Origin of the sequence: Brevundimonas vesicularis (assembly GCF_900445985.1) — a bacterium.
GTDB lineage: Bacteria > Pseudomonadota > Alphaproteobacteria > Caulobacterales > Caulobacteraceae > Brevundimonas > Brevundimonas vesicularis_D.
The window spans coordinates 1,522,420-1,546,855 of the sequence record NZ_UAQP01000005.1; the positions used below are offsets into that span (position 1 = coordinate 1,522,420).

30 protein-coding genes are annotated in these 24,436 nt (G+C 69.1%); 18 read left to right on the plus strand and 12 right to left on the minus strand.

The window, feature by feature from the left end; genetic code table 11:
• Positions 1–9: 9 nt before the first annotated feature.
• Positions 10–621, minus strand: coding sequence for a GntR family transcriptional regulator (locus tag DT343_RS07550; protein WP_055808237.1), 612 nt, complete (start codon positions 619–621; stop codon positions 10–12).
• A gap of 256 nt (positions 622–877) precedes the next feature.
• Between DT343_RS07550 and DT343_RS07555 the strand changes: the two genes are divergently transcribed.
• The 16 genes from DT343_RS07555 (at position 878) to DT343_RS07630 (ending at position 13,613) form a co-directional block, all read left to right on the plus strand.
• A complete protein-coding gene (locus DT343_RS07555; protein ID WP_201462405.1) occupies positions 878–1,378 on the plus strand; it encodes a helix-turn-helix domain-containing protein in 501 nt (166 codons plus the stop codon).
• A gap of 59 nt (positions 1,379–1,437) precedes the next feature.
• Positions 1,438–1,698, plus strand: a complete 261-nt coding sequence (locus DT343_RS07560) for a helix-turn-helix domain-containing protein (RefSeq protein ID WP_055808235.1) — start codon at positions 1,438–1,440, stop codon at positions 1,696–1,698.
• 76 nt (positions 1,699–1,774) lie between these two features.
• Positions 1,775–2,389, plus strand: a complete 615-nt coding sequence (locus DT343_RS07565; RefSeq protein WP_258522522.1) for a lytic transglycosylase domain-containing protein — start codon at positions 1,775–1,777, stop codon at positions 2,387–2,389.
• Positions 2,386–2,685, plus strand: coding sequence for a TrbC/VirB2 family protein (locus tag DT343_RS07570; protein WP_055808232.1), 300 nt, complete (start codon positions 2,386–2,388; stop codon positions 2,683–2,685). Before DT343_RS07565 ends, DT343_RS07570 begins: the two co-directional genes overlap by 4 nt.
• Complete coding sequence (locus DT343_RS07575; protein ID WP_055808230.1) at positions 2,685–2,867, plus strand: hypothetical protein; 183 nt, start codon at positions 2,685–2,687, stop codon at positions 2,865–2,867. Before DT343_RS07570 ends, DT343_RS07575 begins: the two co-directional genes overlap by 1 nt.
• The gene (locus tag DT343_RS07580; RefSeq protein WP_055808227.1) at positions 2,860–3,195 is read left to right on the plus strand and encodes a type IV secretion system protein VirB3; all 336 of its coding nucleotides are present in this window, start codon (positions 2,860–2,862) and stop codon (positions 3,193–3,195) included. The genes DT343_RS07575 and DT343_RS07580 overlap by 8 nt, the downstream gene beginning before the upstream one ends.
• Positions 3,188–5,563 (plus strand): VirB4 family type IV secretion/conjugal transfer ATPase, encoded by a 2,376-nt coding sequence (locus DT343_RS07585; protein ID WP_258522523.1) that lies wholly within the window; start codon positions 3,188–3,190, stop codon positions 5,561–5,563. Before DT343_RS07580 ends, DT343_RS07585 begins: the two co-directional genes overlap by 8 nt.
• Positions 5,560–6,288, plus strand: coding sequence for a type IV secretion system protein (locus DT343_RS07590; protein ID WP_112862328.1), 729 nt, complete (start codon positions 5,560–5,562; stop codon positions 6,286–6,288). Before DT343_RS07585 ends, DT343_RS07590 begins: the two co-directional genes overlap by 4 nt.
• A complete protein-coding gene (locus DT343_RS07595) occupies positions 6,285–6,500 on the plus strand; it encodes an EexN family lipoprotein (RefSeq protein ID WP_112862329.1) in 216 nt (71 codons plus the stop codon). The genes DT343_RS07590 and DT343_RS07595 overlap by 4 nt, the downstream gene beginning before the upstream one ends.
• Positions 6,501–6,509: 9 nt before the next feature.
• A complete protein-coding gene (locus DT343_RS07600) occupies positions 6,510–7,430 on the plus strand; it encodes a type IV secretion system protein (RefSeq protein WP_112862330.1) in 921 nt (306 codons plus the stop codon).
• Between the two features lie 189 nt (positions 7,431–7,619).
• Positions 7,620–8,303 carry a virB8 family protein gene (locus DT343_RS07605; RefSeq protein ID WP_112862331.1) on the plus strand — a complete coding sequence of 228 codons (684 nt, stop codon included), beginning with the start codon at positions 7,620–7,622 and terminating at the stop codon, positions 8,301–8,303.
• Entirely contained in the window at positions 8,300–9,127 is an 828-nt protein-coding gene (locus DT343_RS07610; protein ID WP_112862332.1) for a TrbG/VirB9 family P-type conjugative transfer protein, read from the plus strand. The genes DT343_RS07605 and DT343_RS07610 overlap by 4 nt, the downstream gene beginning before the upstream one ends.
• A complete protein-coding gene (virB10, locus tag DT343_RS07615; RefSeq protein WP_181669137.1) occupies positions 9,124–10,239 on the plus strand; it encodes a type IV secretion system protein VirB10 in 1,116 nt (371 codons plus the stop codon). The genes DT343_RS07610 and virB10 overlap by 4 nt, the downstream gene beginning before the upstream one ends.
• The gene (virB11, locus tag DT343_RS07620; RefSeq protein WP_112862333.1) at positions 10,239–11,246 is read left to right on the plus strand and encodes a P-type DNA transfer ATPase VirB11; all 1,008 of its coding nucleotides are present in this window, start codon (positions 10,239–10,241) and stop codon (positions 11,244–11,246) included. Before virB10 ends, virB11 begins: the two co-directional genes overlap by 1 nt.
• On the plus strand, positions 11,212–13,032 hold the full coding sequence (locus DT343_RS07625; protein WP_112862334.1) for a type IV secretory system conjugative DNA transfer family protein: 1,821 nt from the start codon (positions 11,212–11,214) through the stop codon (positions 13,030–13,032). The genes virB11 and DT343_RS07625 overlap by 35 nt, the downstream gene beginning before the upstream one ends.
• Positions 13,029–13,613, plus strand: coding sequence for an LPD7 domain-containing protein (locus tag DT343_RS07630; RefSeq protein WP_112862335.1), 585 nt, complete (start codon positions 13,029–13,031; stop codon positions 13,611–13,613). The genes DT343_RS07625 and DT343_RS07630 overlap by 4 nt, the downstream gene beginning before the upstream one ends.
• Before the next feature lie 9 nt (positions 13,614–13,622).
• Here DT343_RS07630 and DT343_RS07635 read toward each other — a convergent pair whose 3' ends face one another.
• The 9 genes from DT343_RS07635 to DT343_RS07670 all read right to left on the minus strand — a co-directional run bounded on the left by DT343_RS07635 (position 13,623) and on the right by DT343_RS07670 (position 19,765).
• Entirely contained in the window at positions 13,623–14,471 is an 849-nt protein-coding gene (locus DT343_RS07635) for a hypothetical protein (RefSeq protein ID WP_146756717.1), read from the minus strand.
• Positions 14,468–15,484: a nucleotidyl transferase AbiEii/AbiGii toxin family protein gene (locus tag DT343_RS07640; protein ID WP_112862337.1), complete on the minus strand. Its 1,017-nt coding sequence runs from the start codon at positions 15,482–15,484 to the stop codon at positions 14,468–14,470. The genes DT343_RS07635 and DT343_RS07640 overlap by 4 nt, the downstream gene beginning before the upstream one ends.
• Positions 15,477–16,070, minus strand: a complete 594-nt coding sequence (locus tag DT343_RS07645) for a DUF6088 family protein (protein WP_112862603.1) — start codon at positions 16,068–16,070, stop codon at positions 15,477–15,479. Before DT343_RS07645 ends, DT343_RS07640 begins: the two co-directional genes overlap by 8 nt.
• 71 nt (positions 16,071–16,141) lie before the next feature.
• Positions 16,142–17,134: a relaxase/mobilization nuclease domain-containing protein gene (locus DT343_RS07650; RefSeq protein ID WP_112862604.1), complete on the minus strand. Its 993-nt coding sequence runs from the start codon at positions 17,132–17,134 to the stop codon at positions 16,142–16,144.
• Positions 17,131–17,652, minus strand: coding sequence for a MobC family plasmid mobilization relaxosome protein (locus DT343_RS07655; protein ID WP_055808206.1), 522 nt, complete (start codon positions 17,650–17,652; stop codon positions 17,131–17,133). The genes DT343_RS07650 and DT343_RS07655 overlap by 4 nt, the downstream gene beginning before the upstream one ends.
• Positions 17,653–17,879: 227 nt before the next feature.
• Positions 17,880–18,026 (minus strand): hypothetical protein, encoded by a 147-nt coding sequence (locus DT343_RS17480; protein ID WP_169802110.1) that lies wholly within the window; start codon positions 18,024–18,026, stop codon positions 17,880–17,882.
• On the minus strand, positions 18,023–18,418 hold the full coding sequence (locus tag DT343_RS07660) for a hypothetical protein (RefSeq protein ID WP_146756718.1): 396 nt from the start codon (positions 18,416–18,418) through the stop codon (positions 18,023–18,025). Before DT343_RS07660 ends, DT343_RS17480 begins: the two co-directional genes overlap by 4 nt.
• Positions 18,419–18,509: 91 nt before the next feature.
• Positions 18,510–19,400, minus strand: coding sequence for an ArdC family protein (locus DT343_RS07665; RefSeq protein WP_112862339.1), 891 nt, complete (start codon positions 19,398–19,400; stop codon positions 18,510–18,512).
• 68 nt (positions 19,401–19,468) lie between these two features.
• The gene (locus tag DT343_RS07670; RefSeq protein ID WP_054765695.1) at positions 19,469–19,765 is read right to left on the minus strand and encodes a DUF736 domain-containing protein; all 297 of its coding nucleotides are present in this window, start codon (positions 19,763–19,765) and stop codon (positions 19,469–19,471) included.
• Between the two features lie 924 nt (positions 19,766–20,689).
• On the opposite strand from DT343_RS07670, the gene DT343_RS07680 reads away from it, so the two are divergent.
• Together DT343_RS07680 and DT343_RS07685 are read left to right on the plus strand one after the other, a co-directional pair.
• Positions 20,690–22,036: a dihydrolipoyl dehydrogenase family protein gene (locus tag DT343_RS07680; protein ID WP_112862340.1), complete on the plus strand. Its 1,347-nt coding sequence runs from the start codon at positions 20,690–20,692 to the stop codon at positions 22,034–22,036.
• 69 nt (positions 22,037–22,105) lie between these two features.
• Positions 22,106–22,342: a DUF2188 domain-containing protein gene (locus tag DT343_RS07685; RefSeq protein WP_054765692.1), complete on the plus strand. Its 237-nt coding sequence runs from the start codon at positions 22,106–22,108 to the stop codon at positions 22,340–22,342.
• Positions 22,343–22,371: 29 nt separating this feature from the next.
• Here the strand turns inward: DT343_RS07685 and DT343_RS07690 are convergent, their stop codons facing one another.
• Both DT343_RS07690 and DT343_RS07695 read right to left on the minus strand, forming a co-directional pair.
• The gene (locus tag DT343_RS07690; protein ID WP_112862341.1) at positions 22,372–23,493 is read right to left on the minus strand and encodes a hypothetical protein; all 1,122 of its coding nucleotides are present in this window, start codon (positions 23,491–23,493) and stop codon (positions 22,372–22,374) included.
• Entirely contained in the window at positions 23,477–24,397 is a 921-nt protein-coding gene (locus tag DT343_RS07695) for a HEPN domain-containing protein (protein WP_066625035.1), read from the minus strand. Before DT343_RS07695 ends, DT343_RS07690 begins: the two co-directional genes overlap by 17 nt.
• Positions 24,398–24,436: the final 39 nt, after the last annotated feature.

A 24,436-nucleotide genomic window follows, 5' to 3' on the forward strand; every position in this document is an offset into this window, starting at 1 on the left:
ATATTCAAACTATATCTGTCCTATACTTTCGACAGATTGTCGCATGACTGCCACGACGGCGGTGGCGAGCGCCGATCTCTCTCGATGATGCAGATCGACCTCGCGCCGCAACGCGACGAGCGCGCCGTCCGCGACGTGGCGTTCGACACCGACGATCCAGGCCAGGTCCGGCGGCGCCAATTCGGCCGAGACGATCCGAATGGGTCGAAGCCGCAGCGTCAGGCGCCAATGGGTTTGCGCCAAGACCGCCCGCCCCGGCGACCGGACCAGGGCGGCGTAGAAGCGCTCCTCGCTCCTCTCGCCGACGCTCTGGAGCGCCACAGTCGTTCCGGCGGCGTCAAGAAGGTCGATCGCCAAATGCACCAGCCGCCGGTGGATTTCGTAGAGATCAACGATGTCGTCGGCGCTGGGACTGGGGGCGTAGTAGCCACGCCCGGGGCGATGTTCGATCAGACCTTCGCCGGCGAGCCGGGCCAGGGCCTCGCGCACGGGCGTCTGGGACAGCTCCAGTTCGGCGGCCAAGGCGGTGGCGACCAACGGCTCTCCCCAGCCGAAGCGGCCTGATCCGGCGAACGCCGCCAAGGCGGTCAGGGCGTCGTTATAGGGGTCTCGCGATCGCATCACGACCAACCCCCAGCGAGGGCGCTCAAGCCGCGACCCACGCCGAGTTCGGGTTGCGATGAGAATGCGACCATGTAATCGGCGACTTCCGCAAAGATTTCGCGTGCGACCCGCAGATATTTTGCGCAAATACACAAGGTTTATAGACCTGTTTGTTTCCCACCTTTCATTTGATGCACGGTTGCTTCATTTTTCAACCAGTAGGGGTGCGGTGCGCGCGAGTCGCGGTGCTCGGAAACGGAGTTAGAGCGACGTCATGGAGAGCGCCGACCGTCAGTCCCAGAGCGAGACCCTGTCCACCGCCCTTCGGCTGATCCGCACCCATCGTCGGCTGCGGGCGGCGGATGTCGCCAAGTCCATGAACATGGCGCTGCGCTCCTACGAGCATTTCGAGTCCGGCGGCGGACGCATCAACATCGAGCGCGTCCATCGTTTCGCCGAGGTCACGGACAGCGATCCCCACGCGATCCTCGCGGCGCTGGCGCTCGGGTCGCCCGCCTTCGCCTTGCGGTGCGCCGACAATAAGCTCGCCACCATTCTCGCGGTCGTGCTGCAGGAGTTCGACGAGGAGGCGGGCGACGCGATCGCGGAGCTGGAGTCCCTGACCATCATCAACACCTTCACCAAGGCCCTGCGCGAGCTGGCCGCGCAGTCCGTCCGCCGGGAGAGCGCGGCGGACGCCTGGCTTGAGGAACGGCGACATCGGCTCGTTTCCCCCACCGGAGACGACGGCGGCTCGGACAAGGGCGCACCGTAGATCCCGGGTGGCGGGCTTACGGACTGGTCCAAGGGTTCCATTCGGCGCCTCATGACCGGATGCGCCCGCTACCCGCCGACCCTCTTTCAGATTCCTCCACGCTCGACCGGCTTTCCGATCGGCAGAAGCAGTGCCTTGCCCTGGCCGCCGAGGGTCTGACATCGGCGGCGATCGGCGAAAGGGTCGGCCTGTCCGCCCGCACGGTCGATGAACATCTGATGGGCGCTTGCCGTGCGCTCGGGGTGCGGACGCGCGTCCAGGCCGTGGCGCGGCTCGCGGCCGCCCAGCGGCCGCCTGAACCCCGGACCTTCCTACCGTAAACGCCCGGCGGGAGGGTCGCGGGTCGCGGCGGCCGGGACTCATCGGCTTTGCTCGGGGCTCACGATGGAGCCTCCCTTGCTGGACCTCGCCCTCATCCTCAGCCTGTCCCAAGCCTGCGCCCCGCATGTGGCCCCCGAAACCCTGGCGGCCGTCGCCTATGCGGAAAGCCGCTTCAATCCGAACGCCATCGGGGTCAACCGCGGCCCCCGGCCGGCGCGGACGCCACGCGACGCCGCCGAGGCGGCGCGCGTGGCGCGCGACCTTCTGGCCCGAGGCGCGAACCTCGATCTCGGCGTCGCCCAGATCAACAGCGACAACCTCGACTGGCTCGGCCTGTCGGTCGAGGCGGCCTTCGATCCCTGCCGAAACCTCGCCGCCGCCGCTCAGGTGCTTCGCGCGGGCTATCGGCCGGCCGAGGGCGTCGATCCGCAGACGACGTTGAGGATCGCCCTCTCCCGCTACAACACCGGTCATCCCGAGCGCGGCTTCCGCAACGGCTATGTCGCCCGGGTCGAGGCGGCCGCCGTCCGCCTCGGCGTTCAGGCCTTGCGCCCCGTCCAGCCCCTTGCGACCGCGCCGCTGCCCGACCCGGTCCAGACCGCGCCAGCGGCGGACTGGGACGTCTTCGCGCGCGCCCGGACCAGCCTGGTCCTGACCTTCACCGCCACCCAGACCGGGAGTTCTGAATGACCGCCTCCATCTCCTCTCGCCGGTTCGGCGCCGTCGGCGCCATCGCCCTGGCGACCAGCCTGATTCTGGTCCAGCCGGCCTTCGCCTCCGCCAACGTCGAAGGCCTGCTTCAGAACGTCGTCGACATGCTGACCGGCAACACCGCGCGGCTGCTCGCCGTCCTGGCGGTCGTGGTCGTCGGCATTCTCTGGATGTTCGGCCTGTTCGACCTGCGGCGCGCGGCGATCGTGGTGCTCGGCATCGTGGTCGTCTTCGGCGCGGCCGAGATCGTCAATCTGATCACGGGCGGCGCCTGATGGACGACGCCCTCTCCTGGGTCGTGATCGGATCGGCCTCGGTGCTCCTGGCGCTGGTCCTGATGCTCGGCCTGAAGCTGATCTCGCCCAAGCGCTTCGCCCAGATCTTCGCCGGCCTCGCCTCCGGCGTCGCCATCGGCCTGGCCCTGTCGCGCCTGTCCGCCGGAGGCCCGCATGGCTGAAGAGCGCCTGACCGAAGACCCCTTGTTCCTGGCCTGCACCCGACCGGCCATGATCCTGGGCGTCCCCATGGAGGCCATGGGCGTGAATGTCATCCTTTCGGGCGTCGTCTTCCTGGTCGGCGGCAGCCTGCTCTATCTCCTCGTCGCGCCGGCCCTGCACCTGGTGTTCCGGGCGATCTGTCGGGCGGATCACAACGCCTTCCGGCTGCTGTTCGTCTATGTCGACACCAAGGGCCGGTCGCGCAACGCCGCCCTCTGGGGCGGCAGTTCGGCGACACCGTTGCCTCTCATCCGGCGCTACCGTCCGACGGAGCTGGCCCGTGGCTGAGGGCGGCGTCAGCGCGATGCGCCTGCGGCGCGAGGCCGACGCCCGGCCTCATCTGCCCTACGCGCGCCACGTCTCCGACGCCGTGGTGGCGCTCGACAACGGCGCCCTGATGATGGTTTTCCAGATCGACGGGGCCAGTTTCGAGACCGCGGATGCGCGCGATTTGAACGACTGGCATATCAAGCTGAACCAGGCCTGGCGCAATCTGGCCGACGATCGCCTGGCGATCTGGCACCATGTGGTGCGCCGCCCGGCCGAACTCGAGCGGTCCGCCGGCTTCCGCTCGGACTTCGCCGGCGAACTGGGCGCGCTCTACGACGATCGGGTCGCGGAGCGTCGGCTCTGGATCAATGAGCTCTTCGTCACCCTCGTCCTCCACCCCGGCCGCGAGGCGGGCGATCGCGCCGCGGCCCTGGCGCGTCGCCTGAAGGCGGCGCGGCGGGCGGACGCCGAGGTCGAGACCGCCCACCTCCAGCGGATCGAGGAAGCGGGCCGGGACCTGATCCAGTATCTCGACCGCTACGCGCCGCGCCGGCTCGGCCTGTATGAACGTGACGGTCTCTGGTTCTCCGAGCCGATGGAGGTGATGCGACTGGTTCTGACAGGTCGGCGCTCGGCGGTTCCGATCGTCTTCGGCCACCTCGGCGCGGCCGTTCATACGGTGCGCGTCATCTTCGGTCGCGAGACCCTGGAGCTGCGGGACGTCGCCGACGCTCGCTACGCCGGCGTCCTGGCGGTGAAGGAATATCCGGCGACGACCCGGCCGGGGCTGTGGGACGATCTGCTGAGCGTCCGCTTCGGCTTCGTGGCGAGCCAGTCCTTCGCTTTCCTGTCCAAGGCCGCCGCGCGGACGGTGATGGAGCGCAAGCAGAACCAGATGGTCTCCGCGCGCGACCGCGCGGCCTCTCAGATCACCGGCCTGTCGGACGCGCTCGACGACCTGGTCAGCAACCGCTTCGTGATGGGCGAGCACCAGGCTTCGATCCTCGTGCACGGCGATACGCCGGGGGCGCTGGCGGACCATTTATCCAAGGCGCGCGCCATTCTCGCCGATTCCGGTCTGGTCGTGGCCCGGGAGGATCTCGGACTGGAGGCGGCCTTCTGGTCCCAGTTCCCCGGCGCCTTCGCCCGCCGCACCCGGCCGGCCGCCATCACCTCGCGCAATTTCGCGGCCCTGGCGCCGTTCCACGCCCATCCGGTCGGCAAGGCGCGCGGCGCCCACTGGGGCGAGGCGGTCGCGGTGCTGCGCACCACGGCCGGCTCGCCGTTCTGGTTCAACTTCCACGTCGGCGATCTGGGCCACACCTTCATCTGCGGGCCGTCCGGATCGGGCAAGACGGTCGTCCAGAACTTCATGCTGGCCCAGCTCGAACGCTTCGGCGCCCAGCAGCTGTTCATCGACAAGGACCGGGGGGCCGAGATCTTCGTGCGCGCCTGCGGCGGGACCTATCTCGCCCTGCGCAACGGCGAGCCGACGGGCTTCGCCCCATTCAAGGCGCTCGACCCGACGCCGGCGAACCGCGCCTTCCTGGTTCGCCTCGTCCGCGCCCTGGTCGACCGCCCCCACGAAACCCTGACGGTTCCGGAGGCGCGCGCCATCGATCAGGGCGTCGCGGCGCTGGAGGCCCTGCCTCGCGAGCGTCGATCCATCGCCGCCCTGCGCAGCCTGCTCGGCCAGGGCGACGCCGGGGGCGTGGGCGCGCGCCTGGAGCGTTGGCAGCGCAGCGGTCCGCTGGGCTGGGTACTCGACAATGAGGAGGACGCCCTGAGCCTGGAGGCGCGGTTCGCCGGCTTCGACATCACCCAGATGCTAGACCATGACGAGGTTCGCACGCCCGCGATGTTGTATCTGTTTCATCGCATCGCCGAGCGCGTCGATGGCCGACGCCTCGTGCTCGACATCGACGAGTTCTGGAAGGTGCTGGACGATCCGGCCTTCACCGAGCTCGCCCGGGACGGTCTCAAGACCTGGCGCAAGCAGAACGCCCTGATGGTGTTCGGCACCCAGTCGCCGGCCGACGCGCTCCGCTCGCCCATCGCCCACGCCATCCTCGAGCAGTGCGCGACCAAGATCTTCCTGCCCAACGCCCACGGCCAGGCCCGGGACTACGTCGACGGTTTCGGCCTGACCCAGGAGGAGTTCCGGCTCGTCCGCGAGGTGCTGACCCCGGAGTCGCACCGCTTCCTGGTCAAACAGGGTCACGACAGCGTGGTGGTCGAACTCGACCTGCGCGGCATGGACGACGCCTTGGCCATCCTGTCCGGCCGGACCGAGACCGTCGCCTTGCTCGACCGTCTGCGCGCCGAGGCGGGCGACGACTACGCGCAATGGCGCGCCCCCTTCCATAACCAGAGGAGGTTCCTGTGAGAGCCCGAATCCTGTCCGCCGCGGCCGTCGCCGCCCTCGTTGTCGCTGGCGCTCCGGCCGCCCGGGCCCAGCAGATCGTCCACGACCCGAGGGCCCTCGCCCAGATGATCGAGGAGGCACGCACCACCCTGGATCAGTTGAAAGCGCTGCAGACCCAGGTCGAACAGGGCCAGCGGCTGTTCGACAGTCTCAACAACCTGTCCGACGTCAACGCCCTGGCCGGCGAGCTCGGCCTGCCGACCGTGCGCAATCCCCTGCCCGATATGCGGTCGATGCGGGCGGCGGCGAACGGCGACCTCGGCGCGCTCGGCGACCTGGCTGACCGCGCCAACGCCATCCGTCGCGACACCCGGCTGTACACGCCGCCGACGGGCGATCTGAGCCCGGCCGACGCCTATTACCGGGACAGCCTCGAACGCGCCGGCGCCCGCACGGCGCGCGATCTCGCCGTGGGCGAGGCGGTGGCCGGAGCCGCCGACCGGCGGCTTGAGGGTCTGGAGACGCTGCGCTCGGCCCTCGACACCGCGCCCAACGCCCGGGCGGTGATGGATCTGGAGGCGCGGCTCGCGGCGGAACAGGCTCTGATCCAGAACGAACAGGTGCGGCTGCAAGGTCTGGCCCTGACCCAGGCGGCCGAGGCCCGGCTGGAGGAGCAACGCGCCCGGGAACGGGCCGAAGCCGCCCGCACGGCGCGCATGAGCGTCTACGAGAGCGCCTTCCAGTGACGCGGATCGCCCTGCTCGCCGCCTTCGCGCTCGTCGGCTGCGGCGCGCCGGACCGAACGGCCGGGGAATTCGCGGCCGACCCTGACGCGGCGGCCCGGGTCGTGGCCGCCTGCGACGCCGGCCGGACGCAAACGGAGTGCGAGGCGGCGCGCCGCGGCCTGGCCGAGGCCCGGCGTGACGCCCGGATGCGCGCCTATGAGCAGGCGTTCTGAGGACCGGCCATGAGCTTCCGCGTCTTCGAGCCCAGCTACGACTTCATCGACGAGCGGTTGAACGTCTTTCTCGGCGACCGCCTGTCCTCGGTCATCGCCGAGGTCGAAGGTCCGTTGCGGATCGCCTTGGTCCTCTATGTCGTGCTCTACGGCGTCGCCATCCTGCGCGGCGCGATCAGCGAACCGGTGATGGACTTCGCGGTCCGCTCGCTGAAGCTGGCCTTCCTCTATCTGCTGGCGACGACGGCGGCCTATTCCACCTTCGTCACCGAGCCGTTGTTCACCGGACTGCCCAACGCCCTGACCCGCGCGGTCAGCGGAGCGGATACGCCCAGCGTCGGCGCGGCCTTCGACCAGTTCTTCGCCTATGCCGCCTGGTTGGGCGAGGACATCTCGCGCGACGCGTCGGCCTTCAACCCCGGCCCTTATGTGGTGTCGGCGGCGGTCTTCCTAGTCGGCGCCTTGGCCGCGGCCCTCGGCTTCGGCGTTGTGCTGGTGGCCAAGTTGGCCCTCGCCCTGCTCGTCACCCTCGGCCCAATCTTCATCGCCTGCGCCCTCTTCGACGCGACCCGGCGCTTCTTCTTCGGCTGGCTCAGCCAGGCGGTGAACTATCTCGTCCTGTTCGCCCTGATCATCGTCATCTTCCAGCTCGTGCTGTCGCTGGTGCGAGATCAATGGGGCGCGATCCAGGGCGCCGATCCGATGATTGGCGGCCTGATCTTCATCGCCCTGTGCTTGCTGGGCGCGATCTTCTTCCTGCAGACCCCCGCCATCGCCGCCGGGATCGCCGGCGGCGCTAGCGCCGGCCTGGCCGACTTCGCCAACGCCGCCGCCCTGGGCGGACGCGGCTCGGGCCGCGCCCAGGGGCCGCAGGAATCCAGCCGCCAGCCCCCGAGGAGCGGCGGCTCCATCCGACCGAGAGGCGCCTGACATGACCTACCGCTCACTTCTGCTCGCTAGCCTGTTGGTGCTGGGAGCCTGCGCCCACCGCGGCGATCCCGCGCTGCCGACCTGCGACGGCTCCGCCCGGCGACCGGCCAACCCCTACGGATCGGTGCTGACGCCCGCGTCCGAGCCTCCCGCCGAATCCGTCGCCTCACCGGACACGGGAGGCTGCGCATGAGCGGCGTCCCCTCCTCCGAGCTGAAGCGCTATTTCGTCGAGGCGCGGCGCTGGGACCAGGACCGCCTGGCCTCGGCGCTCCGATCACGCCGCCTGGCCTGGTCCGCCGCGGCGCTCGCCACGGGTCTGGCCGTGATCTCGACCGGAGCCGTCGCCCTGCTGACGCCGCTCAAGTCGACCGAACCCTTCGTGATCCGGGTCGACCAGGCCACCGGCGCGGTCGATGTCATGCGCGGCCTTTCCGCCGAGGGCGGGCCCGTCCGTTACGAGGAAGCGGTCAGCAAATACTTTCTCGGACAATATGTCCGCCAGCGGGAGGGCTATCTCGACCCGGCGGCGGAGGACGCCTTCCGGCTGGTGTCCATCCTGTCCGCGCCCGGCGAGCAACGCCGTTGGGCCGATCTGTTCCGGGGCTCCAACCCGGCCAGCCCGCAGAATCTGTACGGTCCGGACGGCGAGGCCATCGTGGCGATCCGCGCCATCGGCTTCATCAACGCCGGCGTCGCCAATGTCCGCTTCCGACGCACGGTCCGCCAGGCCCAACAGACCGTCGAGAGCGACTGGATCGCCACCATCGCCTTCACCTACACGCGCGCGCCGATGTCGGAGCCGGACCGGCTGAGGAACCCTCTTGGCTTCCAGGTGACCTCCTACCGCGCCGATCCGGAGGTCATCCGATGACACGCCCCCTGTCCGCCCTGGCGCTGATCGCCGGAATCGTCCTCGCCGCTCCGGCGATGGCGCAAACATCCCCCGATCCCCGGATCCGGGAGATCGTCTACGATCCGGCGGCGGTCTACCGCATCGCCGGCGCCTTCCGGACGGCGACCCAGATCGTCTTCTCGCCCGAGGAGATCATCCGCCACGCCGCGATCGGCGACAGCGTCGCCTGGGAGGTGGCCGCCGAAGGGTCGGTGCTGTTCCTGAAGCCGCGCGAGCGCCATCAGGCGACCAATCTGCTGGTGGTCACCGAGCGGGCCGGCGTCATCCGCCACTACGCCTTCGAACTGGTCGCGCGCGACCCTGGCGACCGCGCCGCCCTCGCCTATCAGGTGCGCTTCCGCTATCCGGCCGACGATCAGGCCCAGGCCGCCCGCGCCCTGGCCGTTCAGGCCGCGGCCGTCGAACAGCGCCTGATCGGCCTGGAGCTGGACCGCGGCGTTCTCGAAGGGCCGCGCAATCTGGCCTGGTCCGCCCAGGGCGATGCGGCCCTGCAGCCGAGCGAGGTCAGCGACAACGGCCGCTTCACCGTCCTGCGCTTTCCGGGGGTTCAGGCCTTGCCGGCCCTGTTCGAGGTCGCCGAGGACGGCTCGGAGCGGCTCATCCCCTACGACGTACGCGGTGAGTTCGTGGTCGTCCACGGAGTCGCGCGCGGCCTGCGGCTGAGACGCGGGTCATCGGTCCTCTGCCTGTTCAACGACGCCTTCGATCCGCGCGGCAGGGGCTTGGGCACGGGCACGGCCTCGCCTGTCGTCGATCGGGCTCCCGTCGGAGATCCGTCATGACCGGGGTCGCGGCGCCGCCTCCGGACGAGAGTCCGTCCCCGGCCTCGACGGCGGCGGACCGCGGCGTCTCCCCGATCGCCGGACGGTTTGGCGGACCGCGCGGCAAGATGATCACCCTCGCCGCGCTCGCCGCCGGCTGCGGCGTCTTCCTGGTCGCGAGCTGGGATCGCGGCGACCGCGACGCCGAAGGCCCGACGACGCGTGATGACCCGCCGCGGCAGACCGCGCCGTTCGAGCCCGCGCGACGCGGCCCGGCACCCCTGCTCAGCGAGCCAGTCGTCGATCCCGAGGCCCCCGTGCTCGACGACGGGCCCTCTGTTCCGCCGATCGAGGCCGGACCTCAAGGCGCGCCTCGTTCCGGTCCGTCGCCTGCGGAGGAACGACGCGCTCTGGCCGAAAGCGCGCGGCGGGCGCCGGTGCTGGCCTACAGCCGGGCGGGCGGCGGCTCGGCCATTCCTCCGCAGGCCCCGGGGCCCGGCGCGCCTGCGGGACCGCAGACCTCCCTGGACCAACTCAGGCAGGTCACCCCGGTCGGTCAGGCCCGCGCGGGGCGCCTGCCCGACCGCAACCTGCTGATCACCGCCGGGACCAGCGTCCCCTGCGTGCTGCAGACCGCCATGGACAGCACCACCCCGGGCTATGTGACCTGCGTCCTGTCCCGCGACGCCTGGTCCGACAACGGCGCCGTGGTGCTCATGGAGCGGGGCACCCGGGTTCTCGGCGAGTATCGCGGCGGCCTCCAGCAAGGCCGTCGCCGTCTATTCGTCCTCTGGACCCGCGCGGTGACGCCGACCGGGGTCGCCGTCGCCCTCGCCTCGCCGGCCGCCGACGCGCTCGGCCGATCCGGCTTCGACGGCGTGATCGACACCCGCTTCTGGGACCGGTTCGGGGGCGCCCTGCTGCTGTCGATCGTCGATGACGGCGTCTACGCCGCCGTGGGCCGCGACGACGGCGGCGCGACCGCCCGCCTCCCGTCCGACGCGGCCGGGGTCGCCCTCCAGGGCTCGGTCGATATCCCGCCGACGCTGCGCAAGGGCCAGGGCGCGGAGGTGTCGATCTTCGTCGCCCAGGATCTGGATTTCTCCGGCGTCTATCAGCTGCGGTCGCGGTGATGGACGACACCTCCGTCCTCGATCACTACCTCGCGCCGCTGCGCCCCTTTCTGGAACCGGAGACGGTGACGGAGGTCGTCGTCAACCGCCCCGGCGAGGTCGGGGTCGAGGCCGACGGCGTCTGGCGCTGGGCCGAGGCGCCGGACTTGACCGAGGCCTGGCTGCGCACCCTCGCGGTCGCGGCCGCCGCCTACACCCGACAGGACGTCAGCCCCGAACAGCCGATCTGCTCGACCACCCTGCCCGGCGACATCCGTTGCCAGATCGTGCTGCCGCCGGCGGTCGCCGACGGCGGCCTGTCCCTGACCCTGAGAAAGCCGTCGCGGCGACGCCTCGGCCTGGCCGAGTTCGCGGCCGCCGGCCTGTTCGACCAGGTCGCCAACGCCTGCGCCGAGACCGCCGATCCCGTCGACGCGGAGCTGATGCGCCTGCGCCAGACCGGCGACTGGCCGGGCTTCCTCACCCTGGCGGTCACCGCCCGCCGCAACATCCTGATCTCGGGCGCCACCGGCTCGGGCAAGACCACCCTGGCCAAGGGTCTGATCGCCCTCATCCCCGATCACGAGCGTCTGCTGACGATCGAGGACACCCGCGAGTTCGTGACGCCCCACCGCAACGTCGTCCATCTGGTCTATTCCAAGGACGGCCAGGGTCTGGCCCGGATCGGCCCCAAACAGCTTCTGGAAAGCGCCCTGCGCATGCGGCCGGACCGCATCCTGCTGCAGGAGCTTCGCGACGGCACGGCCTTCTTCTACCTGCGCAACGTCAACTCGGGGCATCCCGGTTCGATCACCACCGTGCACGCGGATTCGGCCGCCCTCGCCTTCGAGCAACTGACCTTGCTGGTGCGGGAATCCGAAGGCGGGCGCGATCTGCCGCGCGAGGACATCCGCGCCCTGTTGCACCTGCTCGTCGATGTCGTCGTCCAGATGAAGAAGGTCGACGGCCGGTTCCGTGTGACGGAGATCTGGCATGACCCGCTTCGCAAGCGCCAGCCCGGCGACTAGGGGGGCGCTGATCGCCACCGCGGGCCTCGCCGCCGCCGCAGTCCTGGGCGTTCTCACCGTGACCATCGCCCTCATCGGCCTGGGTCGGTTCTCCGGCGATATCGACCCGACGCGCGTCCCCGGCTGGCTCTGGTACTACCGTCACGATCCCGAGTTGCGGCGCTGGCTGGCCGTGGGCCTGTCATGCGCGGGTCTGGTCGGCGGGATCCTGATCGTCGCCGTGCTGCTCCACCAGAGACGCCCGCTGCACGGCGCCGCCCGATGGGCGTCGGCGGCCGAACAGCGCCACGCCGGTCTGAGGTCGCGCCGCGGCGTGGTCCTGGGGCGGGCCGACGGCGCCTTCCTGATCGCCGACGGCCCCGAGCATGTGATGCTCTACGCCCCGACGCGCACCGGCAAGGGCGTCGGCGTGGTCATCCCGAACCTGCTTGCTTGGCCGGACTCGGTCGTGGTGCTGGACATCAAGCGCGAGAACTATGTCGCCACCGCCGGCTACCGCGCCGAGGCCGGCCAGACGGTCCATCTGTTCGATCCCCTGGCGTCGGACGGCCGAACCGCGCGGTTCAACCCCCTGGCCCACATCGACCGCGCCGATCCGATCCAGGTGCTGGACGAGCTTCAGCGCATGGCGGCGATGCTGTTTCCAGTCCATGACAGGGCCGATCCCTTCTGGGCCGAGGCGTCGCGCACTGGCTTCATCGGCGTGGGCGGCTATGTCGCCGCCACGCCCGATCGCCCCTTCACCCTCGGCGAGATCTTCCGCCAGCTGACCGCCGGCAACGCCCGTGCTCGGCTGCCCCGCATCGTCGCGGCGCGCGCGCGGGAGGGACGCCCTCTTCCGGGGCCCGTCGTCGCCGCCCTGACGGACTTCACCAGCTCCAGCGAGAACACCTTCGCCTCCGTGCGTCAGTCGATCACCACTCGCATGGGGCTGTGGCTCAACCCCCGGATCGACGCCGCCACCTCGGTCTCGGATTTCGACCTGCGCGACCTGCGCCGCGGCGATCTCTCCCTCTATCTGGGCGCCACGCCGGACAACATGCTGAGGATCCAGCCGCTCTATGCGCTGCTTTTTCAGCAGCTGGTCGATCTCAACAGCCGCAGCCTTCCCGCCCCCGCCGACCGTCCGACCCTCGTCCTGCTCGACGAATTCGCTCGCCTCGGCCCGGCGCCGGTGCTGGCCCACGCCTTCGCCTGGGTGGCGGGCTACGGACTGCGTCTGCTGGCCGTGCTTCAGAGTCCCTCCCAGCTCCGGGCGCTCTACGGACCCGATCTGGCAGAGGACGTGATGACCAATTGCGGCATCGAGATCGTCTTCGCGCCCAAGGAACTGAGGATCGCCCGGGAGCTCAGCGAACGGCTGGGCTATTATACGACGGACGGGCGAAGCCGCAGCCGGCCGGCCGGCCTCGCGCGCGGCCGACGCAGTACGACCGTGTCCGACCAGCGCCGGGCGCTGATGCTGCCCCAGGAGCTCATGCAGCTTCCGCAGACCGCCCTGATCGTCCTGAAGGCCGGTCTTCCGCCTGTTCGCGGCCGCAAGATCGCCTACTGGCGCGACCGGATTTTCCAGCGCCGTCTGCGTCCCGCTCCCACGCCCGGGCCGACGGTCGAAGCGCCGGTCGTCCCGCCCGCTCTCGAGGAGGATCCCATGGATTTCGACGTCATCGCCCGCGCCTTCGCCGCCGAAGGCCTTCCTCCGCCCCCGCCCGACGCGGATGAAACCGATGTGGCGGCCTGGCTCGACCGCGTCGTCGACGCCACCCCGCCGGAGCGCGAGCCATGACCCCGTCAGAGCCCGCTCCGGCGGTCAACCGCCTGCGGCCCGCGCCCGGCGCACCCGCCCGCTCCACCGCCAAGGGCGACGTGCCGGACGCGGTGCTCGACCGCTATCTGGTCGAGGGCGATCTCAGGGGCCGGGCGGAGCGGTTCTTCCGGGATCATCGTGCGCCCGCGCCGATGTTCCGCGACCGGGGTGGATCGCTCACCTCGACCCAGGCCTATCCCGACGCCGTCATCGACATGCTCAAGATCGCGCGGCACCGCGGCTGGGAGCGGATACAGGTCTCTGGCGACCCCGCCTTCCGGCGCGAGGTCTGGATCCAGGCCCAGAGCCTGGGTCTGGAGGTCCACGGCCATCGGCCCAGGGACCGCGATCGCCAGGCGGCCGGAATCGACCGGGCTTCCTCCCAGAAGGCCCTCCAGGATCCGCTCGCCGAGCGGCTCGCCCGCGCGGCCGTGGTGGTGGCCCGTCTCATCCCCGATCCCGCCATCCAGACCAAGCTGCTGGAGGCCGCCTGGGCGCGCGCCGGCCGCGCGCGTCCGACGGAACGGGACACGACGCGCGACCGCGAGCGGCGGCGCTAGCGGTCGCGCCTAGAAAGTGTTCTTCAGATACGGCGACACGGTGAAGGCCGGGAATCCGACGCCGTCCCTCATCCGGTTCATCAGGTCCCAATACATGCCCAGCGCCAGCGGATCGCGGATGTCCGCCGGAATATCGAAGCTGTAATCGCCCTCGAACCGGTCGCCACGTCGCCAGGCCCGGGCGAACTCCGGCGAGAGGTAGGCGAACAGGGCCCGGCGGATCTGGTCCAGGAACTCGCCGATGGTGCTGGCGTGATAGGAGAAGACGTCGGTGTAGAACCACTGCTGGAAGTCCGGCACCGACCGATAGACCATCCCCTCATCGACCTCATGGCCGTGCCGCGCGAGCATCGCCCTGATCTGCTTCACCCGGGCATCGAGCCGGGAGAAGTTGTGCTTGTTGGCGTCGCCGACGACCTTGAGCAGCCAGATGCGGGAGACGCGCAGGTCCACCGACAGGTCGAGTCCGGGAAGCCAGACCTTGGGACAGACGCACTCCGCGTTCAGCCAGTCCGCGAAGGCCGAGGCGGAAGCCGCCAGACCGGAGGCGTCGGCGCCCAGCGTCGGCTGACGGCCGATGGCGTCCAGATAGAACAGATAGGTTCGATCAGTTTCGCGCGCGCCTGCGGTCGACGGGGCGAAGGCGAAGGGCAGCGCAGACGGCCGGGGCTGGGCCAGGAAATCCGCCAGCAGGATGGCGAAGACCCGTTTGTGGGTTCCCGACTTGAACACCAAATTGGTCGGGCGGGAGGTCATCGGGTACTCGAAGATCTCCAGATTGACCATGTCGTCGATCATGTTCCAGACCGCCTTGAGCAGGATCGCTTCCTGCTCGATCGGGACGTAGCGCGGGGTCAACCCGTCGCCGCGGCGTTGGCGCGGTCCGCGAGCGCCGCACACGTCTCCATGAGCTTCTCGAATGGCTCGGCGTCCGCCTCCAGCAGGCCGTCCTCGACCATCCGGCGGTAGTCATCCCCGAGGGCCTCCAGCGAGGCGCCTTCAGGCTTCAGACGCAGCCCGCCCGTGACCGCCTGTCCATAGTCGATCTCCGCGCCGTCGGCGGTCTCGCGGAAGAACATCGCCTTGTGGCGCGCGACCGCCTCGGCGACCGCCCGATCCGCGATCGCGGTCTCGGCGAAGCCGGCCGCGTCCAGTCGGGACAGATCGTGCCAGTGGCGAGAGAAGCGATCGCCCCGGAGTCGTCCCTGCGCGCAATAGACGTGGGCGGCGGTGGCCTTCTCCCAGAACGTCCGCTCGGCCGCCATCACCCGCGGCGTGGCGGTCGGGAAGACGACGCCTTGCAGATGGGCCGCCGCATCGCAGACCACGGGTCGCGGCGCGCTCGGCTCGCCGGTCGCCCGCGCGCCGAACTCGAGCATCACGCTGGGCGAGACATAGCCGGTGCCAGTGCTGGTCGGCGCATAGTCGACGAAGGCCTTGGCGCCTTCGATCCGCACCGTGGCGCCGACGCCGTCTGCGGCGATCCGGGCCTCCAGAAGCGGCCGCACCTCGCCCTCTACCCAGAGCGGCAACAGCCGCTGAACGTCCCGGGACCAGCGCCGCTCCTCGGCGCGAGTCTGCGGCACGGGGTCTTCAGGCGCATCGGCCAGATCGGGAAGCAGGCGACGGATGTCCCAGGTCAGATCGATGTCTTCCGAGAACCGCTGGATGACGTCGTAGGCCTTGGACAGGGATGTCCCGCCCTTGAAGACCAGGCCTTCGCCCAAGGGCGACTCGAACAGCGCGTTCAGGGCCCAGACGACCCAGACGTCCTTCTCGAGCAGATGGGCGGGCCGGCCGGAGTCCGACGCCGCCGCCGCGAGGGCTTCAGCGCGGTCCTCGGCCGAAAGCTGCAGGAAGATTTCAGACATGGGCCGCCTGGCTGACCGACCGCGCCAGCCAGGTGGGCAGACGCGGTCCGACGGACACCAGTTCGCCGAAGGCGGCGGGTCCCAGCTTTCGTTTCAGGGCCTCCAGCGCCGTCGCGGCCTTCTCCGGCCCCAGCCAGGCCAGGGCGCGAACCGCTTCGCCGGCCGGACGATCGGCCAGGAGCAGCTGCCATACCGGCGCATGTTTGAACTCCACCGTCTGCTTGCCAACGTTGAGGAGCCGGCTCTTGCCGTTGGTCAGATAGACCATGCGGATCGGCACCTGGGTGGTCAGGCCCAGAGCGTTGGCCGCCGCCGCCCCGTTGGAGGCGACGACCTCGCCGCGCTGCTCGCTCACCGCGCGCACGACCGTTTCCACCGAAGGCGTCCGCGATCCGAAGCGGCTTTCCAGCGGACGCATGTAGACGCCGCGCCCAGCGCGCACGAGCCGCCCCCGTCGCACGAGGCGCGACAGGGCCTGATCCACCGCCGCGCGGTTGCCCAGATGGAGCAGCCCCTTGGCGGCGACCGGCGCGCCCTCCGGCAGGGCCCGGACGCGCTCCATGATCTGTTCAGCAAGGACTTGCATGATCGTCTCCGTGTCAGAAATATAGTTCTGTTTCTGACACTCCGCAACCGGGCCCGTGGAGTCGCGCCGCTTCATCGGCTTCGCTCTCGCCCGGTCGAGCGATCGACGCCTGCGTCCCTCAAGGCCTGGTCGCGCGTCTTCGGCCCGGGCCGGTCCCGCACGAACCGCTCCACCACCAGGGCCAGGGTGCGATCCGCCAGCCGATCGGACCGACCCAGTCGAACCGCTTCCGCGACCAGAGCGCGCCGCATCGCCAGTTCACGCGCCTGAATTGCCTCCAGCCACGGTCCCTCCCCGCCGTCGCCCCGGAGCGCGTCGCGGTAGGCGGCGGCGAGCGTCTCGGGCAGATCGCCCTTCCCCGCCACGAACCGCTCCCGCATCTTGCGGATCGGCGTCCGCTCCGCCTTTCGGGTCACGCCGCGCGTCCGCCGCGGGGTGGCCTCCGCCTCGATGGACCGGTCGCGCAGCGCCCGGGCGAAGCCCTCGCGCCAGATCTGCAGGTCGGCCTTGCGCGGATTCAGCCGCTCGCCCTCGCGTCCCAGCCGGCGCACCGTCAGATGCACGTGCGGGTGCCGTCCCTCGTCGTGCAGGGCGAAGACATAGGGGAAGCGCTCGCTGAAGGTCTCGGCCGCGAAGGCCCGGGCGGCGTCGTGCAGACGCACCGCATCCGTCCCCGCCGGCATGCTGAGCACGATCGACAGGGAGACCGAGGCGTCACGCCTGCGTCCCGGTTCCATCGCGAACTCCTCGGCCCAGTCGCGGGCGAGCGCATGCACCTCAGCGCGCCCGTCCAGCCGCTCCCCGTCCGGCCCTTCCAGAGTCAGGGCGCCATTGCGGCTGATGTAGTCGAGGTGCGCCTTCAGGTGGCCGCCGTCCCGGGTACGGCCGGTCACCTTGACCATCACCTCCGGCGCCCGGCGCAGGACCCGGATGAAGCGGGCGGCCGACTCCTGCCCTCTGTTCCGAGACGGCCGAAGCACCGCGGGCGTGATCCGCGCGCGGCGCGGATCGACCGGCGGCCGCAAGGCTTCCTCGAACCCGCGCGGCGAGCGGAAGTCGCTCACGGCCGCCCGGCCCAATAGGACAGGTTGCCGTCAAAGGCCTCGCCGAGCGCTTCCACCCAGGCCGCGATCTCAGCCTGAAAGGCGCCGAGCTGGGCCATCTCCAGATCGAGCACCTGCCCCTCCATCACCGCCGTGTTCAGGGCGCGGGCGATCTGGTTGATGTTCACGCCGATGCGCCGCAGCTCGCGCCGCACCTCGATAAGCGCCAAGGCCTCGGGACGGCTGAACTGCGGACGATCCCGCAACCGCCGCCGGATGAGCGCGACACTCCATTGGGTTCGCGACAGCCCGACGGCGGCGGCCTCGGCCTCCAGGAGACGCAGGTCGGTCTCGCCGAGGCGCAGGGTCAGCTTGCCCGACCTGGGCGCGCTGACCGCCTCCGGCGGCGCCGGAAAGGACGCCTGCGCAGCCCCCTCCATGAGCCGGCGAAGCAAGCGCGAGCGCCCGCCCTGCCCCGCCGCCGCGGCGTCGAACCGGCGGATCAGATCGGGCGAGACGCGAAGGGTGAGGCGGTCCATCGGGAGGTGGGTCTGTCAGACGTTGCCGGCGCAAAGCCTATCCTGCCCTAGACCGTCACCCCCCTCGCCCCGTAGGCCTCCGGTGCTGCACGTCCTCCCCTCGGCGACCGCTGCACGGCCGCTCGCCCGCCGTCCTGTCGGACGCCCCAGCCGGACGGATCATGAGGAGGGAAGCGGCCTCGGAGGCAGACGCCCGCGCTTTCGCGCGGGCGTCCTCCGTCAGCGGATCAGCAGCAGGGTCCGCCGTTACAGCAGGCCGCGAGAAGCTCGCAGCAGGAGGCGGCGGCCTTGACCACCGAGTCGGGCGCGGCCGCGAAGGCAGCCGAGGCCGAGGTCAGCAGCACGAGGGCCGCGAGCGAAAAAGCACGTTTCATTGTTGATCTCCATGGATCGGTTTTCTGAGAAAAGGATCGTCGGTGGAGATCAGGTTCGAGGGGGCGGGTCCTCCGCTTCCGGCCTCCACCCCCGCGAGGGCGTCGGCCGGTAAACGATCGTGCACATCGGCGGAGGCCGCTACCGGGACGGCCGCGGCGGGCGTCGGAACCAGGCCATGGCAGAGCACGGCGCACAGCCGAGCGCAGCTCATCTTCACGGGATCGCAGGGGGCATCCGGACTGGAGCCGTCGGCGGGCGCCATCGGCATCGACATGGCCGCGGCCGGAGTCTCCCAGGCCGTGACCGGGCTCGACGCGAACAGCAGGGCGAACACGGCCAGAATGGCCGGCGCCCAGGCCGCAGTTGTTCGACGTCCGATCATCAAGCTCAATACGTCCAGCAAGACCCCAAGGTTACAGCGCAGGTGACGCGCGCGCCAGCCATGACCGGCGCGCGCCCCTGCATCTTTTACGTCCCCGGCGTCAGCCGCCCTCGCCGGCCGCATGAAGAAAGTCCACGGCGCGCTGGGCGTGGGCGGCGGCTGAGAAGATGAATCGCTTGTCGTCGCGCAGCACCTCGAGCCATGAGGCGACATAGGCGGCGTGATCCTCGCGCGGCTCGAGAGCCAGCCCCAGGTCGGCGCAGAGGAAGGCGGCGCCGATTTCGGCCACCAGTTCTTCCCGGGCGTAGCCGGCGTCTCCATGCCGGCGGCGTCCGAAGTCGCGGTCGAGCCGAGCGGGGTGCCTGGTCCAGTGCGTCAGCTCGTGGCCCAGCGTCGCGTAGTAGGCTTCCGGATCGCGGAAGCTTTCGAACACCGGCATCTGCACGAAGTCCGGTCCCGGCGCATAGAAGGCGCAGCCGCCGCCATGACGGACGTCGGCGCCCGTCGCGGCGAAGAACGTCTCGGCCCGGGCGATCCGTTGACCGAGGTTCAGGACCGGCGCGGGCGCCGGGGCGGACGAGGCCGGGAGACCCTCGATCTGTTCGACGTTGAAGACCGTGTAGGCCTTCAGGAACGGAATGCGTCGGGTCGTCTCCTCCCCGGCGTCGTCATCGTCGATGCGGTCCAGCTGGTCGGCGTAGACGACGGTGGAACCCTTTTCGCCCTTGCGGACATGAGCGCCCAGGGCCAGCGCCTGCCGGAAGGTCATCCAGGTGGAGGACTGAAAGCCTCGGGCGGCGGCCTCGCCCCACAGCAGGACGACGTTGACGCCGCGGTAAGGCGTGCCGTCGTGCCGGAGGGGTCGGCTGACGCTTTCGGATGCGGCCCAGGGCTGGCTCCAGGGCCGGACGCCGGCTTCGAGCTGGGCGACGATCTGGTGGGTGATGCGGGTGTAGAGGTCGGGACGTGAGGGTTCGTTGGGGCGCGACATGGCGGCCTCCTCAAGACGGGATTTGAAGAAGGGGCGGCGGCGCTGTCGTCAGCGCCGCCGCGGCTCGCTCAGCGGGACCAGATCAGGCTGTGTCCGCCATCGATCTCGACCAGCGAGGCGTAGATCGGGGCCGGGAAGCTGGGATCGTCGAGCTTGACCGACAGGTAGTCGCGGTTCTGCTGGCTCGTTTTCTTCCAGGCCGCGCCGAACTCGGTCTGGCCGGAGAAGATGCGGAAATCAGGAGCCTTGTCGTCGGTCTTGTCATTGGCCCGGAGTTGGGCCGCCTTGACGTTGAGGGTCAGGGTCTTGATCGAACCGCTGTAGCTGCCGTCCGCTTGCTGGGTGAAGGAACCGATGGTGGCCATGGAAGTCTCTCCTTGCTGATCTCGGGCCACGCCTGCCGCGGCCTCGATGGCGATCGGCGGACCGGAGGCCGGGCGGCCCGCAGGCGAGCACAGGGAGCCCCGCAGCGCAGCGGAGGACCGGGAGCGCGACTTTCTTGCCTCGCGAGGAAGGCCGTCAGGCCGGGGAAGAAAGTCGCGCGAACGGTTGCGGAAGCCGGACGGGCTTCGGTCAGATCAGGCCATTGAGAGGCCGCGCAAGGCTTGGCGCGTCGCAGGAGAGACGGCTGGTCACCGCCGCTTGAACCATGCGGCCAATCGCGGCGCTCGTAGGGATCGTGCCGCCAATGCCGGTGCATCCGCTCCGCCACCAAAGACGTGCCCAGGATTCACCGCTTCCGCGTCGTCGCAGCTGACGCGCGGCATGGCGACGGGCGCGGCCACGCCTGGCATGAATCTGAGGTGTCTCCTGCTATGAAGGGAACCTGAAGCAACTCCAGCTTCGTTCCCCTTCCGAGCGTTCCGTTCGAGGGACAGTCGCGGTGTCGTAAGCCAGCCGGATGAGGCGGCCGGAACGTGCTCATCGGGAGTCAGAACAATGCGCAACTCCATCAAAATCGCTGGCTGCGGAGACAGCCCTCGGCGTCATCGCCGGTCTCGTGGCCACGAGGGTAACCGAGAGGGCGCAGACGGCGCTCTACCAGATCAAGCCGCCGAAAGTACGGGAAGAGGAAGTGCTGGAGCGACCATGCTCTTGATGATCGACGAAGGTCTGACGCCTGTGTTCGGCTACAGTGCTCCCAATCGAGACAACCCCCTGCTCACCCAGGCTAGAGGGGTCGCCGGGCACCTTCTCTTTGGCGCCGTCAACGCGGTGGTGACCGAGGCACTGTACCGCCTCGTCCGTCCCAAGGTAGCCGCTACAGAGCGAGCGCGGAGCATACATCGATGACCAAACATTATGATCTTGTGGTGATCGGGACCGGGACCGCCGCCATGGTCGGAGCCATGCGGGTTCGCGCTGCTGGTCGCAGCGTCGCGGTTGTCGATTTTCGTCCCTTTGGAGGCACGTGCGCGCTCCGGGGCTGCGATCCAAAAAAAATGCTGATCAGCGGGGCCAACGCCGTCGATCATACATGGCGGATGCGAGGCAGGGGTGTCGCCGGCGACGCCCGAATTGCTTGGGCCGACCTCATGGCCTTCAAGCGGGGTTTCACCGATCCCGTTCCCCAAAAGCACCAAGAGCGGTACTCTGAAAGAGGCATCGACACTTTTCATGGACGGGCGCGCCTCACCGGCCGCAACAGCCTTGAGGTGGGCGAGGAAACGCTGGAGTTTTCGAACCTGCTCATCGCCGCCGGAGCCGAACCCAGGAAACTCGGCATCCCGGGGGAAGAGCATCTGGTCACCAACGAGGGCTTCCTCGAGCTGGGTGACATGCCAAAGCGCATTGTGCTGGTCGGCGGAGGCTATATCGCGGCCGAGTTCTCCCACATCGCCGCGCGGGCTGGCGCCGAAGTCGTAATCCTCCAGCGTGGCGAGCGATTGCTTCCCCAGTTCGACCCGGACGTGGTCGGTTGGCTCATGGAAAGCTTTCGCCAACTCGGCGTTGACGTGCGCCTCGAAACGACAGTCCAGGCGGTCGAGCAGACGCGCGCAGGCTTTCGGGTTCACGCCCAGACGAAGGGGAAAGCCGTCGATGTCCATGCTGATCTGGTCATTCACGCCGCCGGACGAGGACCTGCGATCGACGATCTCGACCTTGACGCCGCCGGGGTCGAGCATGAAGGAGGCCGCCTGAAGCTCAACGAATTTCTGCAGAGCGTTTCCAATCCAGCCGTCTATGCCGCGGGCGACGCAGCCCAGGTCGGTCCGCCGCTGACCCCCGTGTCCAGCCACGACGCCAAGGTCGTGGCGGCCAACATTTTGAACGGTAACTCCGAAAGGCCGAACTATCGCGGCGTCCCGAGCGTGGCCTTCACAATCCCGCCTATCGCGGCGGTCGGGCTGACGGAGAGGGAGGCTAAGGATCAGGGTCTGCTCTACCGAGTCAAAAATCAGAAGGCCTCCGACTGGTTCACAGCACGCGCAGCGGCCGAACCCACCTTCGGCTTCAAGGTCTTGGTCGAGGAAGGGACGGAACGGGTGTTGGGCGCCCACCTCGTGGGCCCGAACGTGGACGAGGTCATCAATATTTTCGCTTTGGCGATCCGCCATGGACTGACTGCGGATGACCTCAAGACCACGATGTTCGCCTATCCGACGGGCGCATCGGATGTGGGCTACATGCTATGACGCTCAAGCGGTGTCGCGGTAGGTTCATGGCGCCATCCGCATCGCGGATTGGAGCGAAGGAGGGATCCCTTGGAGAGGCAGTCCGACACCATCCAGTTCACGGTGATCCGGGGCGACGGCGACTGGCGGGTGCTTCGCGATGGCCGACCCTCAGGGCATTTCGACTTCAGCGTCGACGCCATAGAGTCCGCGCTCGTGAAGGCGACGACGCTGATCGACAAGGGCGAGCAAGTGGAAGTCTTTGTCCAGGACGCGGCCGGCCAGTTGCGTCAGGTCGATCCGGTCGGCGGGGAAGTGCTCCACTAAGAGGACGGCGATTCCGACCTCGTCGCCTTTTAACCCGTCCACTCGAGTTCGAAATCCGGAGTGAGCGCGATCAAGCCTGTTTCGATCTGGTTCCAGGTCAGGCGGAGCGCCTTCAGATCTTCGGGCGTGAACAGGTGCGCATGGTGCGACGCCGCGCGCAGCTTCCCGGCCTGCTTCAGAAGATCGAACACCGCCTCTGGGTCGTCGAAACCAGCCTCGAAGATCGCCTGGAAATGCTCCGGATGGCTCATGATCCGCGCGTAGTGGGTGTAGTCGGCATGGTCGAAAACCTCGCCTCCCCGCTTCTTCCACTTCCCCAGCAAATCCTTGCAGTCGCACAGCGGCAGGCGCTCGTCCGCCCAGTCCTCACCGTAGGTCTCGGCCATCACGGCATCTAGAATTTCCCTCAAGGTCAGTTCGTAGCGGTGAACCAGAGTCTTGGCGCGCTTCACATGCGGCGGGGCCGAGTTGGCCTGAAGGCGGGCCTTCAGGCGACGGCGCTTCTCCGCCATCGTCAGGAGACGCCGTCTCGGCCAGTGCGCAAGCCGCAGTCCCGCCGCGTCGAGGAAACTGCGATAACCGGCCAGATTGGCGAACTGCGGCATCTCCGTGATGGAGAAGGCGCCGACCGCCTCTCGCACTCCCCGCGTCAGCCGGTCGCTCTCGGCGAACATGTCGGCCATCGCCGAGGCCCGCGCGAAGTCCTCGATCTGGGCGGGTCGCCCGATCGCCAGGGCGCTCGCGCCAAGACCACTGTCCGACAGTCGGAGGATGCGATCGACGAAACTGTCCGTCGGCGTCCTGAAGCGCTCGAGACCATCCGGCAAGGCGAAGCCGGCGGACAGTTGCGCGATCCGCTCGGCCTGCTCGATCAGGCCATTCGGAAACGCGGCGCGATAGACGCGGTCCGCGTCGGTCTGAGCCCTCATCAGGGCGCCGACGCCCTGCATCCGGTCCATGAACGGGTTACGACCCATCGCGGCCAAGGCCAGCGGGGTCTCCAGCTTCATGCGCTCGGCGATGCCGAGCACGCCGCTGGCCCGCAGCATATCGTGCTGTCGGCGGACGTCCTCAAAGGGATCGGCCATCCGTCTTGCGGCGTCCAGCGTCGCGCGCATGCTGGGCGGGATCAAATCACGCGGAAGGGTCATCGCTCGCCGCTTCGCGCAGATGGGCCAGCCGTTCCTCGCACACAGTCGTCGCCAGCGCGCGCAGCACCTCAACCCGCTGGGTCAACCAGGTCAGTTCCTCGACGCTAATCTTGTAGTGCTTGGAGTAACGAGCCTTCACATAGGCCTCGCGCAGCAGCTCGAAGCAGCGGCGCTCGAACTTGGTCTCGCGCGGCCAGGCCTCGGCCAGGCGGGCGTCGATCGCCTCGCACTTCTTGCGCAGGAAGGCGAGGTTGTGCGCCTTGCCGCTGTAGAGCGTCACAACCAGCAAAACGCAGTGGTAGAGGTGTTCAGCCGATTGATGAAGGTTGAACGCGGCGAGCTTAGGATCAGCGCCCTCGCCCATATAGAATTTCGCGCCACGAGCAAAGCTGGCCGAACTCTGCGTCCAATCTCCGAAGAACTCCTCCGCTTCCTTAAGGGCAACCTGAGCTTTCAGGTCAGCCGGCTTGCGCAGCTTGGCGCCGGGCGTGTCGAAGAGAACGATGCCCTCACGCACGATGTCGGCCCAGAAGTATCGCCCGCGGTCCAACTGCTCGTTCACGTCTTCCAGACTGTGCACGATAAGGCTCACCGGCGTGCGGATCAGGGTCTCGCCCGGCATCAGCTTGTTCTCGGCGTCATGCCAGAACTCGCCGTCGGTCAGATCCTCATGATCGACAACGATCAACAGATCGAAATCCGAGAAGTAGCGTCCGACCGGATCATGGACCCAATCGCCGCGCGCATACGATCCGTAGAGGATGATCTTGAGGATCTTGCCGTTCTTCAGCCGCTCGGCCCGACGGGTCGAGACGGTTTCGGCGAACGACTCGCGGATCACCTCGACCACCCGGCGCAGTTCCACCTGCTTGCGCGGCGGCAGATGATCGATCGAAGTCTTCATGACGCGAGTCTCGCGCAACGCGTGCATCGGGGCAAGGCG